Genomic DNA, 11,374 nt, shown 5'->3' with positions numbered 1-11,374 from the left:
GCGTATAACTCATCTCTAAGATGCCACGTTAACATCGGTTAATGTGGCGTGTTAGGTGTGGATGCTGTGACGCTTACGTTGAGTATTATACGCAGAGACCACTCATGAATGATGACTCCTTCAACTCAAGACATTATCGACGTTTTTTATCTGACCGAAAACTGCAGCGTGCTGCCCTTGCCCTGGGTGGCTGAGCGGGAGCGGTTGCCGCCTTTTTCTACCGACAAGGTTAACTGCCCCTCGCTTAACAGCGTGACTCTGCCAGCAATGGCATGGCCGTTGTAGCTGAACCTGGCAGGAACCTGGCCCTGTTTTTGATGATGCTCCCGGGTGTGACCGGCGTTTTCTACCGTCCAGTGTGCGGAGTAGGCCGTACCGGGAGTGCCGCCGATATCGAGAGTAATGGCGTCCATCGCCTGTGTCGCGTTTGCCTGTGCCAGCAGCAGTATTACAGCCCCTAACCCCAGCAAACGTCGCGTGACAGCGGATCCTTGCATAATTTCTCCAGTAAAAGCGGCCTGTAACCTGTCTTTACAGTATAGAGCTGCCTGACGCGGCGTGATGGCGGTGGTGGGGGGAGCTGGGTGCAGACGGGGTAAACGAAAGCGACAATCGGCCAGAGGACGGTTCTCTGGCCGGTAAGCCGCTGTTATAATTAAGGGCTCAATAACAATGGCGTGGTTAACCACGCCATTGTTATGCTTAGTTTGCTGACACTTGCGGGTCTGCGTCGGCTGCCTCAGTTGTTGCTTCCAGTTTGCTCTGCGCCACCGCCTTGGCCTTGACGACGGGCTCCGCTTGCAATGCTTTCAGCTGCGCTTCGGCAGCTTCGAGCTTTTTCTCGGCCGCCGTCAGCTCTTGCTTCAACTGACGTCGCTCCATTTCAATCTCGTCGGCCGTGGCCTTGGAGTCAGAAGAGGCGGACTCAGCCAACCAGGTTTGAACGGTCTGTGGCCAGGCAATGGCTTGCTCACTTTCCGACTCGGTAAATATCTGGGTGAGCTCCCCCTTGCTTAACAAGGCAGACATCTGGTTGGTTTGGGCGTTCCACACCAGGCTGGCTCGCTCGGCGTCCGGTGTTGAGGCGTCATTGGATGCCAGGTAAAATAGGGTGCCTTCCTGCTGCAGCTTGGGCGCCGTACGCAGCAGCGCCAGGGTGTCTTGATAGTCATCGCCCAACAGGGCCGTCATGCGGTTTTTAATGGTGGGCTGTTCAAACAGCTTGCTGCTACTCGGATCCAGCCCGACCAGAGGCTTGATTAAAGACCACATCAGCTGGTTTTGGCTCATGGCCAACATGGGAGCAACGCAACCGCTGAGCAACCAGCACAGGGCGGTAACGGTTAACAGGTTAGATAGACGCATCTTGTATCCATGTAAATAAGTCAATAAAGGTTTGCCTGACTGAGCCTAGGCGTTCACCAAGGCACCGAAAAGGTGGCGCAGATTAGCATAAATCGTCCAAAAAGCATCCAGACCTGCAGCATGATATTCACGGCATTTACGGCGACGTTCAGCAGGGCCATCTAAGCTTGAAATCAGCCTAAGTAGTGCAATAGCCACCACTTTATATTTCGCAGACCACAGGCAGACCCACGCAACCCGCCTCAGCAGAAGCAGGCCGGATACAGAATACAGGCGTCACTTTCTGGCACTCTCGGGGACATGGCGATTCATTGGAGAACAAGCAATGCGACGATTCATACACCTGATGCTGTTGCTGCCCGGCTTGCTGTTGGCGGGCTGCAGCGACTCATCTTCTAAAGATATTCATTTACTCACCGGCGCTCACCCCGCCGAACTGGCTCGCACGCACCTGGCGGGCGCGGTACTGAAACAGCAGGGGTTTACCGTGACCATTGAAGAGGCGCGACTGGGGCAAATTTGGCAACGGCTCTGGGCCGGCAAGGCCGATGCCAGTGTGACGGTCTGGTTGCCTGATGCGTCGGCGCCCTTTGTGGAACGCTTCTTTGACCGGCTTGACGACCTGGGCCCCAAAGACAATGGCCTGGCGGAGGAGGACGAAATATGGCCCGCCAACGACAAGCCCCATACGGTGGTACGCCGTAGCCTGGAACAAGAATCACCCAAGGCGCTGGCCATTTTGCGCAACCTGCACTGGCAACCCCAGGATTTAACGCAAATTATCCATCGCTGGCAGCAAAGCCAAAGCTGGCCCCTGGCGGCAGAAAGCTGGTTGGCCGAGCATACAGACCCCTTGGGCGGCGACAAGCCGTAACCTGACTGCCACCCGTTAAAGAAAAATACCGTCTTTTGTTATCTTGCCGGGCTGACGCCGGTCTCTTTCTTTCGTTTGGTTCTGGTTTTTCTGGCAGCGGATCGCTGACCACTTTTATTTCGATTAATGGTTCTTGCTAACACCAAGCGAGAACGGTTTTTTATTTGGCCGTGAACCGGCGGCCTGCTTTTACAGGAACAGTACAGATGACAACAATTGGAACGCCTCTTTCGGCCACGGCCACCCGAGTATTAATGTGTGGTGGCGGCGAGCTGGCCAAAGAAGTGGTGATTGAGCTGCAACGCCTGGGGGTAGAAGTGATCGTAGTCGATCGCTATGCCCACTCGCCCGCCATGCAGGTGGCCCACCGCTCGCACGTGATTTCCATGCTGGATGGTGCGGCATTGAGAGCCGTGATTGAGCAAGAGCAGCCACACCTGATCGTGCCCGAAATTGAAGCCATTGCCACCGACACCCTGGCCGAGCTGGAGCAGGAAGGCTTTACCGTGATCCCGACTGCACGCGCCACTCAGCTCACCATGAACCGGGAAGGTATTCGCTGTTTGGCCGCCGAAGAGCTGGGCCTGGCGACTTCACCGTACCGTTTCGCCAGCACGCTGGAAGACTTTACCGCCGCCATCGCCGAGATCGGACTGCCCTGTGTGGTCAAGCCCATTATGAGCTCCTCCGGCAAGGGACAAAGCACCCTGCGCCACGAGAGTGAGATAGAGGCGGCCTGGCAGTATGCCCAGGAAGGAGGGCGTGCCGGTGGTGGGCGGGTCATCATAGAAGGCTTTGTCGAGTTTGATTATGAAATCACCCTGCTCACGGTGCGCCATGCCAACGGCACCAGCTTTTGCGAGCCCATTGGCCACTTGCAGGTAGACGGCGACTACCGTACTTCCTGGCAGCCCCAGGCCATGAGCGCGGCGGCACTGGCTTCTGCGCAGCGGGTCGCCGAGCAAGTGACTGGCGTCCTGGGCGGCTATGGTGTATTTGGCGTCGAGTTGTTTATTCGTGGTGACGATGTCTTGTTTAGCGAGGTTTCGCCTCGCCCCCACGACACCGGTCTGGTGACGCTGATTTCACAAAACCTGTCGGAGTTTGCCCTGCATGCCCGCGCCATATTAGGGCTGCCGATCCCGCTTATCCGTCAGTACGGCCCCGCCGCCTCGGCGGTAATTCTGCCCGAGGGACAGTCTTGTCAGAGCCGTTTTGGTGGCCTGAATCTGGCGCTTTCCGAGCCGGATACCGAGCTGCGCTTGTTCGGCAAACCCGAAATTAACGGTCGCCGCCGCATGGGGGTCGCACTGGCACTGGCCGACAACATAGACGCCGCCAAAACCAGGGCCAGCGAATGTGCGGCCAGGGTCAGCGTCGAGTTTTAATACCTGCCTTTAATATCTGCCGTTAAGGCGCCTTCCCTCGAAGGCGCCTGCTTTCATATATCACCCGCCAACGGGTTGTCTGACCTGAATTGACTACCGGCCCTAAGGCTGCTGTGCCACCGTGGCCTGCTGGCGCAGAGGTTGCTTCCAGCGCTCCGACAACAAGACGCCAAACAGCGTCAGCCCACCGCCAACAAGATGATAACCCGCCAGCGTCTCGTTCAAGATGGCGGCGGCAATCAGGGCGGTGAAAATGGGCACCAGATTAAAAAAAATGGCGGTCCGGCTCGGGCCCAGGTGCTTGATGCCGGTCATCCAGGTGAGCGGTGCGGCAATGGAGGCAAACACGCAGGCGTAGATCACCAGGGGCAGGTTACTCGTGTTCAGGCCGGCCCGGGGCGAGAGCCAAAACAGCGGCAGCAGTATCACCACCGCCAGCACGACCTGGGCATAGAGTAACTGCATGGCAGGCAGGGGAATTTGCCACTTTTTCAACAGCGTGCTGTACAGCGCATAGGCCAGGGTGGCCACCAGCATCATGCCATCACCAATATTAATGCCGTTTTGCTCCAGGCTTGCCACATTGCCGGCCGACATGACCCACAGCACGCCCATAAAGGAACACAGAGCACCCAGCACCGCGCCTTTGGTCAGCCGTTGGCCCAGCATCAGCACCGCCATCACCAACGACATCATCGGCATCAGCGACAGTACTATGCCCATGTTGGTGGCCGAGGTACTGGGGGCGGCAAAGTAAGCCAGACTTTGATAGACCGCCATGCCCAGCAAACTCAGCACAAAAATCTTTCCGCCATGGCATTTGAGCACCGGCCAGGCTTTGAGGGTAGGGCGCAGTAAAAACGGCGTTAACAGCACACAGGCAAACAGCCAGCGATAAAAGCCCACCTCGGCAGGAAAAATAGTGCCTACGGTCAACTTGTTCACGACCGTGTTGCCGGCCCAAAACAACACCGCCAATAAGGGAAATAGGTAATACATTGAATTCAATCTGCTTATCACAAGGTAACGGTCGGCTATTATCCTCTGACTTTAAATAAGGCTATACTGATTTTCAGACAACAAGCAGCCGGTTTCAGACAACAGGACAAGCGTACAGGAAAAGGGTGTGCTACCGGGCAAGAGCGGAACAAGAGAGCGGCCATGAACAAGAACTACATTCAGATCCCCAGGCTGAGTCAGCTGCCCGGTCGCGTGTATTTCCGCTATGACGAGTACGGCGCCGACACCCATGCGGCCGCTCACCAGCACCCCTGGGGGCAGCTGAATTATACCGCCCGTGGCGTAATGCAGCTGCATATTGCCGGCCGGCCTGTTATGTCGCCACCTCACTATGGGATATGGATTCCGCCCCATCAAGTGCACAGCTGTTACAACCGCGAGTCTGTGCTGTATCGCTCCGTGTATATTGCGCTGAGTGAATGCGACCGGCTACCCGAGCACCCGTGTGCCCTGTCCATGAGCCCAATACTCAAAGCCATTTTAAATGACTTTGCCGAGCGAGATGTCACCACCCCTACCCGCCAGGCCGATCTCAATCTGGAGCAAGTGTTGCTGGATCAGCTGCAGCTAGCCCCCAGAGAATCGGACTATCTTCCCTACGGACAAAGCGAGATGGTGAATCAGGTGCTGCATCAGCTCAGCGCCGAACCGGGTAATAACGCCACCCTGTGCGAGTGGGCCAAATGGGTATTTGTAAGCGAACGCACCCTGGCGCGCCATTTTATTAAAGAGTTGGGCATGAGCTTTGGCGAATGGCGCCAACGGCTGCGCTTTTTAACCGCCATCGAGGCGCTGGAGCAGGGGCGGGCGATTAAAGAGGTAGCCCTCGATCTGGGCTACAGCAACAGCTCGGCGTTTATCACCATGTTTACGCGCCACGCCGGCTGTACGCCCGAGCAGTATCGCCGCCAGTGACATTGGTCAAGCGGCGGACTACCTTAAAGAACAAGGCTGTTATCGTCGGGATGAAATCGAACCGCTGCCGAGTGGTGTTAAAGCGTTCTGGATATCAAGCCCGTGCAACATCATTCATCTGGTGTCATCGGATGACGGCAGCTAGCCGTTGCAGGCACGATAACTTGTCCATTGCGGCTTCGCCTTCAGCAATTCAAGCCGCGTATATTGTTGGTGTTATGTTCAGGGCAAAGCGCCCCTCGAGTAAGGTGAACGATGAAACCCAAACTCACGTCAGAGATAACCTGCCCGGCGTGCGGGCACAGGGAGCGGGAGACAATGCCGGAGCATGCGTGCCAGTATTTTTATGAGTGCAAGTACTGCAAGACTCTGCTTAAACCCAGGCCGGGAGATTGCTGTGTGTTTTGCTCTTACGGCGACGCGCCGTGTCCCCCGATCCAGCTGGAACAATCGTGCCGTTGAGCCTATGAAGAACGCAAGTCGGTTAATAAAGGTGGGTGCCATTGGCAGTGCGATAGCCGCGCTTTGCTGTTTTACTCCCGTGCTCGTTTGGCTGTTTGCGGTGCTTGGCATTTCTGCGTGGGTGGGGTATCTGGATTACCTGCTTTTTCCTGCGCTCGCGCTGTGTCTGGTGATGCTGGTTATCGGGCTTGTTCAGCGTTGGCGTGACAAGTCCCCCTGACTCCTTGTTGCCATTCGTTAAGGCTCTGGCACTGCTTGATTCAACTGCTCCAGAGCCTGCAGCTGGGTTGTGTGATTGGCCGAACCGCGTCAAATCAATTCGCGTAGTTAGCCGAATCACGAATAGCCGGATAGCCTTCTATATAGACCCACTCGGTGTCTTTTGCCGGTACATGGCAACCAAAGCAGTTGTTAAAGCCTTCGCCTTTCCAGTTTGTTGTCAGACTGACTTCGGGACTGTCTGGTGTGAACAGTGCCCAACCCCAGCCTTCCCCCCAGGCCTTATTCTCGGGGAAGCGGTTCTGGCGGTCACGCACCATAACAAACCAAACGCCCGGCTCGCCCGCCCATTGGGCAAAACCGGTTGTTTTCTCACCTTCACGAATACTGCTTATTTCCTTGACCAGGGTGGCACCATCGGGCCATTGCCCGGTTTTGCGAAAGCTTTTTACGGCCGAAGGTTCCGCGTATACGTCATGCACACCGGGTCCGCTGGCCTGCTCATCTTCGCGTACAAACCAGCTACCTATGTGTACCCATTCGTCGCGAAAGGCAGAAGGGCGACTGATGGTACCTTTGGCATCAACATGGGGCGAGAACTGGCCACTGGCGGCCATGGTGCTCTGCTGCTCGTCGGCAGCCGCCGACACCCAGAATGTGCCGCCTGCGAGCAGGGTGGCAAGCGTAACGGTTAATGTTGTTCTGAATCGCATGGGAATAGCCTCCTGTGGGGGGTCACTAAAGTAAAGCCTATCCCGCCATGGATTGCCTGTTTTTCAGCGTGCTAACCATTTGGCAAGAGTCTTGGTCAGATGTCCTGAGGTCGGTAACACAAATATGTCTATGGGGATAATCCTTGGGGAGCTTCCCCTTTTCATGGGCGCCATCAAGGGAACCTGCAGCAGCAAGGCATGCCAACTAATTACACCCATGTTATGGGTGCTTCTAAAATGGGTGACTATGTAAGCAACCCAGCTCCCATCTTCTTCAACCCGTCATTAAACCTTTATTCGCTTTTCATCTTTGGTGTCTAAAGTCCTCTTTTCTGTTGAAACCGAGGATGAAATGAAGCGACGTAATTTTCTTCAGGGGATGGCTGTGCTGGGTGGCGGTTTGCTATTGAGCAGAGCGCCACTCATGGCGGCAACAAGTGACAAGCCCCAGCAACAAAGCGGCATTCAGATTGGTGATGTGCTGGCCAACAGCGCCATTGTGTGGGGCCGCAGCGATCGTCCGGCTCGCATGTGGGTGGAGTGGGATCTGGAAGACAGCTTTGCCAAGCCAGAGAAAGTGCGTGGCCCCTGGGCGTTATCGCCCAGTGACTTTACCAGCCGGGTTGAACTGACGGGCTTGCCCGCCGGGCGGCGCATTTATGTGCGGGTAGGGTACAGCGATGCCGGCAATAATGCGTTATCCGAGTGGGTGACCGGCAGTTTTATGACTGCGCCTGTTGCCGCTGGCCCGGTGCGCTTTCTCTGGTCCGGAGACACCGCGGGGCAGGGGTATGGCATTAATCCGGAATTGGGCGGCATGAAAATTTATCGCACCATGGCCGAGCAGGATCCCGACTTCTTTGTGCACAGCGGTGACACCATCTATGCCGATGGCCCCATCCCCGAGCAAATGGAAGTGGAAGACGGCAAGGTTTGGAAAAACCTGGTCACTCCCGAGGTGAGTAAGGTGGCCGAAACCCTCAACGAATTCCGTGGTCGCTACCGCTATAACCTGATGGACGAGAATGTGCGGCTGTTTAACAGCAAGGTGGCTCAGATTTGGCAGTGGGACGATCACGAAGTGGTGAACAACTATTCCGCTGCCAAGGATTTGAGCGGCGATGCCCGATACACAGTGAAAAGCCCCACCCTGCTGCAGGCCCGTGCTACCCGTGCCTTTTTTGACTATGCTCCCATTCGCCGCAGCGGCCCCGAAGGCAGCGAGCAAATCTATCGCAGCCTGCCGTTTGGCCCGCTGCTGGATCGCTTTGTGCTCGACATGCGCTCTTACCGTGGCCCCAATAGTGCTAACCTGCAAACCGAGGCAGGGGAGGATACCGCCATTCTGGGGGGCTCTCAGGTAGACTGGTTGCTGGCGCAGCTTAAAGCCTCAACTGCCACCTGGAAAGCGGTATTTTGCGATATGCCACTGGGTTTGCAGGTGGCCGACGGTGACACCAAATGGGAGGCGGTGGCCAACGGTGATCACGGCTCCGCAAAGGGCAGGGAGCTGGAAATAGCCCGGCTGCTCAAGGGCATTAAAGACGCCGGCATCAAAAACCTGGTGTGGTTCACCGCAGATGTGCATTACACGGCGGCGCATTATTACGATCCCGCCAGAGCCAGCTTTAACGACTTTTCGCCTTTCTGGGAGTTTGTATCCGGCCCGCTGAATGCCGGCAGCTTTGGCCCCGGCAAGGTGGACGACACCTTTGGTCTGCAGGTGGTGTATGAGAAATCGCCTGCCACACAAAACCTGTCGCCCCTGGCCGGCCTGCAGTTCTTTGGCCAGGTCGACATAGACGGCCAAAGCCGGAATATGACCGTGATCCTCAAGGATCTCAATAACCAAGCCTTGTTTACCAAGGTGCTGCAACCGGTCTGATGTTCCAGGACGGGGGCTTCCCGCTCAATGTTGGTGAATTTGGCTGCGTCGGGATGAGCGCTGTGTAAAGCCGTACGCAATGCGGATGTCAGATTTTGTCCGGTGGTGACAGGGATAAGCCAGCGGGCCATGCTGGAAACAGAGCCTCATCGGGGCCGGCCTCCCAGTACCTACGACGACATGCTCAACCCGACAAGTAAAACAAGTACAAGCAGGAGAAGGGGTTACATGACATTGATGAACATTTTAATGGTTAAGAGCCTGGCTGTTAAAGCGGGTAGCAAACCCAAGCAAAAGCGGGCTGCTCGACATAGCGACTAGTTGTCACACATCCTGATGGGGCAGGGGGTCATAATCTTGCCCTATTATGGTAATTTACCCGGCCGCGCGGCAGGCACCTGGTGCCATTGTCATCTGTCTCTCACCTGATCTGGTTGTTATGATAAATCCTCGACAGTCCCTCGATCGCTTTACCAACCGCTTGTTCGATCCGGTCGATGCGTCTTCGCTCGCATTCTTCCGCATTTGCTTCGGCATCGTCATGCTGATCGAGTGCTGGCGTTTCTACTCTAACGACTGGATCTACCTTTACTACATAGCCCCCGATTTCCGTTTCACTTATTACGGGTTCGAGTGGGTGGCGCCGCTTCCGGGCAATGGCATGTACTGGCTGTTCGGCGCGATGGCGCTGTTATCGCTGTGCATCGCGCTTGGATTGTTTTACCGGGTGACCATTCTGCTGTTGTGGCTGTCGTTCACCTACATCTTTTTGCTCGATCAGGCGCGCTACCTCAATCACTTCTATCTGGTTAGTCTGCTCCTGTTCTTGCTCGCCCTGATGCCAGCCCACCGTACCGTTTCGATTGATGCCTGGTTGAGCAGCGGCCGGCAAGGCGTCACGGTGAGCCGATGGTCGATATGGATGCTGCGTGCACAAATGGAAGTCATGTTGATTTATGCCGGCCTGGTCAAGATCAACCCCGACTGGCTCAGGCTCGAACCGCTCGGCATGTGGCTGGCGCGTCGAACCGACACACCGCTCATCGGGCCGCTGCTGGAGCAAGACTGGTTTGTGGCGGTAGCCTCCTACGGGGTCATCGCGGTGCATTTGATCGGGGCGCCGCTGCTGCTGTTTCGGCGCACGCGTTTGCCGATCATCATCGTCTATTTCGCGTTTCACCTTTCGAATCATTTTATGTTTTCGATCGGTATCTTTCCGTGGTTGACGATGGCAGCAACGCTGCTATTCCTCGATCCGGACTGGCCAAAGCAAATGCTGCGCTCGATGTCGCGGCTTGCCGGCCGACACAATGCGAGGGTGCCCGATCCCGATGTAGGTAACATGAATCATCGTGATGCCTATATGTCACCTCGGCGGTCCTTCTCGCCCCGCGCTCGCCGGGCCTTGCTGACGTTCATCGTCGTCTGGTTCGGCTTTCAGATCCTGTTTCCGCTGCGGCACCTGCTTTATCCGGGAAACCCGAGCTGGACCGAGGAAGGGCACCGCTTTGCCTGGATGATGAAACTGCGCGACAAAAAAGCGGATATTGAATTCACCGTGCGCGACCCTGTCACCGGCAGGGAGTGGCGGGTCGAACCGAGCGATTTGCTGCTTTACCACCAGGCGGTTCAAGTCGGCTCGCGGCCGGATTTGATTTTGCAGTTGGCGCACCATATTGAAAACGTCTGGGCGAACGAATTTGGCCTGGCTAACGTCGAGGTGCGTGCGCGCACCTGCGTATCCCTGAACGGACGACCAGCCGCGCTGCTGATCGATTCTGGCCGCGACCTCACCAAAATCGAGCGTGGCATCGGGCACGCCGACTGGATCCTCCCATTGCGGATGCCGTTCGAGCGCCCTCCAAACCGGACCCACAGGCATGACCTTGGCTGCTGACCAACGCCCGATCCTGCTGTTCGACGGAGTCTGCAATTTGTGCACCGGCTCCGTGCGCTTTGTGATCCAGCGCGACCGAGAAAAACGGTTTCTCTTTGCTTCACTGCAGTCATCGATTGCGAAAGAGCTACTCGAACATAACGGCGTCGAGCCGGCAGACTATCTCGGGTCGATCGTGCTCATCGACGGCAACGGCATCTGGCTCAGATCGACTGCGGCTCTGCGAACCGCCGGCCGGCTATCCGGCCTCTGGCCGCTGATGCAGGTGTTTCTGCTCGTGCCTCGCCCGCTGCGTGATTGGGTCTACGACTTCGTTGGTGCTCGCCGCTACCGCTGGTTCGGCCGCACCCATACTTGCTGGGTGCCGGCGCAGGATGTCAGCGATCGCTTCCTCGACGCCAGGCCGATACCGGACACGGAGCAGAAATAAGGTAGGCTAGGCGACGGGGTCGTCTCACCAACCGTAGACACCTTCTATACGCACCCGCCTGCCGTTGACGACCCGAATATTAACGGCAGGGGGCGCATAACCCGTTGCCCTGAGCTTCAAGCACAACGCCCGTTATGAACCTGTATCACCCCCTTTGAGTGCCGATGGTGCTAGAATCCGGAGTTATCTATCCGCCACCTTCAGTG

At 56.6% G+C, this 11,374-nt stretch carries 12 protein-coding genes; 8 read left to right on the top strand and 4 right to left on the bottom strand.

What is annotated here, in order from left to right; genetic code table 11:
• Window positions 1–146 precede the first annotated feature (146 nt).
• A complete protein-coding gene (locus ACN0VL_RS14685; protein WP_417618660.1) occupies window positions 147–497 on the bottom strand; it encodes a hypothetical protein in 351 nt (116 codons plus the stop codon).
• Window positions 498–702: 205 nt separating this feature from the next.
• Window positions 703–1,365: a hypothetical protein gene (locus ACN0VL_RS14680; protein WP_417618658.1), complete on the bottom strand. Its 663-nt coding sequence runs from the start codon at window positions 1,363–1,365 to the stop codon at window positions 703–705.
• Between the two features lie 325 nt (window positions 1,366–1,690).
• On the opposite strand from ACN0VL_RS14680, the gene ACN0VL_RS14675 reads away from it, so the two are divergent.
• A complete protein-coding gene (locus tag ACN0VL_RS14675) occupies window positions 1,691–2,239 on the top strand; it encodes a glycine betaine ABC transporter substrate-binding protein (protein ID WP_417618656.1) in 549 nt (182 codons plus the stop codon).
• Window positions 2,240–2,445: 206 nt separating this feature from the next.
• Window positions 2,446–3,627, top strand: coding sequence for a formate-dependent phosphoribosylglycinamide formyltransferase (gene purT / locus ACN0VL_RS14670; protein WP_417618654.1), 1,182 nt, complete (start codon window positions 2,446–2,448; stop codon window positions 3,625–3,627).
• Between the two features lie 102 nt (window positions 3,628–3,729).
• On the opposite strand, the gene ACN0VL_RS14665 is transcribed toward purT, so the two are convergent.
• Window positions 3,730–4,626: a DMT family transporter gene (locus ACN0VL_RS14665; protein WP_417618652.1), complete on the bottom strand. Its 897-nt coding sequence runs from the start codon at window positions 4,624–4,626 to the stop codon at window positions 3,730–3,732.
• Window positions 4,627–4,788: 162 nt separating this feature from the next.
• Here ACN0VL_RS14665 and ACN0VL_RS14660 point away from each other — a divergent pair, with 162 nt between their 5' ends.
• From ACN0VL_RS14660 to merF, 3 genes are all read left to right on the top strand, one after another.
• Entirely contained in the window at window positions 4,789–5,562 is a 774-nt protein-coding gene (locus tag ACN0VL_RS14660; RefSeq protein WP_417618650.1) for an AraC family transcriptional regulator, read from the top strand.
• 255 nt (window positions 5,563–5,817) lie between these two features.
• Window positions 5,818–6,024 carry a GDCCVxC domain-containing (seleno)protein gene (locus ACN0VL_RS14655; protein ID WP_417618649.1) on the top strand — a complete coding sequence of 69 codons (207 nt, stop codon included), beginning with the start codon at window positions 5,818–5,820 and terminating at the stop codon, window positions 6,022–6,024.
• 4 nt (window positions 6,025–6,028) lie between these two features.
• Window positions 6,029–6,244, top strand: a complete 216-nt coding sequence (merF, locus tag ACN0VL_RS14650) for a mercury resistance system transport protein MerF (RefSeq protein ID WP_417618648.1) — start codon at window positions 6,029–6,031, stop codon at window positions 6,242–6,244.
• Between the two features lie 94 nt (window positions 6,245–6,338).
• Here merF and ACN0VL_RS14645 read toward each other — a convergent pair whose 3' ends face one another.
• Window positions 6,339–6,956, bottom strand: a complete 618-nt coding sequence (locus tag ACN0VL_RS14645) for a cytochrome P460 family protein (protein WP_417618646.1) — start codon at window positions 6,954–6,956, stop codon at window positions 6,339–6,341.
• 352 nt (window positions 6,957–7,308) lie between these two features.
• On the opposite strand from ACN0VL_RS14645, the gene ACN0VL_RS14640 reads away from it, so the two are divergent.
• From ACN0VL_RS14640 to ACN0VL_RS14630, 3 genes are all read left to right on the top strand, one after another.
• Window positions 7,309–8,841 carry an alkaline phosphatase D family protein gene (locus ACN0VL_RS14640; protein ID WP_417618644.1) on the top strand — a complete coding sequence of 511 codons (1,533 nt, stop codon included), beginning with the start codon at window positions 7,309–7,311 and terminating at the stop codon, window positions 8,839–8,841.
• A 439-nt stretch (window positions 8,842–9,280) separates the two neighbouring features.
• Complete coding sequence (locus ACN0VL_RS14635) at window positions 9,281–10,738, top strand: HTTM domain-containing protein (protein ID WP_417618642.1); 1,458 nt, start codon at window positions 9,281–9,283, stop codon at window positions 10,736–10,738.
• Window positions 10,722–11,168 (top strand): thiol-disulfide oxidoreductase DCC family protein, encoded by a 447-nt coding sequence (locus tag ACN0VL_RS14630; RefSeq protein WP_417618640.1) that lies wholly within the window; start codon window positions 10,722–10,724, stop codon window positions 11,166–11,168. The genes ACN0VL_RS14635 and ACN0VL_RS14630 overlap by 17 nt, the downstream gene beginning before the upstream one ends.
• The last annotated feature ends 206 nt before the right edge of the window (window positions 11,169–11,374 follow it).

Origin of the sequence: Oceanisphaera sp. (assembly GCF_048268965.1) — a bacterium.
Classification (GTDB): domain Bacteria; phylum Pseudomonadota; class Gammaproteobacteria; order Enterobacterales; family Aeromonadaceae; genus Oceanimonas.
The sequence above is the reverse complement of the archived record's forward strand: the minus strand, read 5'-3'. Positions and strand labels throughout refer to the sequence as shown.

Bases quoted from the DNA above. Each gene is read 5' to 3' on its own strand.
- ACN0VL_RS14640 (WP_417618644.1), top strand. From the start codon at position 7,309: ATGAAGCGACGTAATTTTCTTCAGGGGATGGCTGTGCTGGGTGGCGGT.
- ACN0VL_RS14655 (WP_417618649.1), top strand. From the start codon at position 5,818: ATGAAACCCAAACTCACGTCAGAGATAACCTGCCCGGCGTGCGGGCAC.
- ACN0VL_RS14630 (WP_417618640.1), top strand. From the start codon at position 10,722: ATGACCTTGGCTGCTGACCAACGCCCGATCCTGCTGTTCGACGGAGTC.
- purT (WP_417618654.1), top strand. From the start codon at position 2,446: ATGACAACAATTGGAACGCCTCTTTCGGCCACGGCCACCCGAGTATTA.
- ACN0VL_RS14675 (WP_417618656.1), top strand. From the start codon at position 1,691: ATGCGACGATTCATACACCTGATGCTGTTGCTGCCCGGCTTGCTGTTG.
- ACN0VL_RS14685 (WP_417618660.1), bottom strand. From the start codon at position 497: ATGCAAGGATCCGCTGTCACGCGACGTTTGCTGGGGTTAGGGGCTGTA.
- ACN0VL_RS14645 (WP_417618646.1), bottom strand. From the start codon at position 6,956: ATGCGATTCAGAACAACATTAACCGTTACGCTTGCCACCCTGCTCGCA.
- ACN0VL_RS14665 (WP_417618652.1), bottom strand. From the start codon at position 4,626: ATGTATTACCTATTTCCCTTATTGGCGGTGTTGTTTTGGGCCGGCAAC.
- ACN0VL_RS14635 (WP_417618642.1), top strand. From the start codon at position 9,281: ATGATAAATCCTCGACAGTCCCTCGATCGCTTTACCAACCGCTTGTTC.
- ACN0VL_RS14680 (WP_417618658.1), bottom strand. From the start codon at position 1,365: ATGCGTCTATCTAACCTGTTAACCGTTACCGCCCTGTGCTGGTTGCTC.
- ACN0VL_RS14660 (WP_417618650.1), top strand. From the start codon at position 4,789: ATGAACAAGAACTACATTCAGATCCCCAGGCTGAGTCAGCTGCCCGGT.
- merF (WP_417618648.1), top strand. From the start codon at position 6,029: ATGAAGAACGCAAGTCGGTTAATAAAGGTGGGTGCCATTGGCAGTGCG.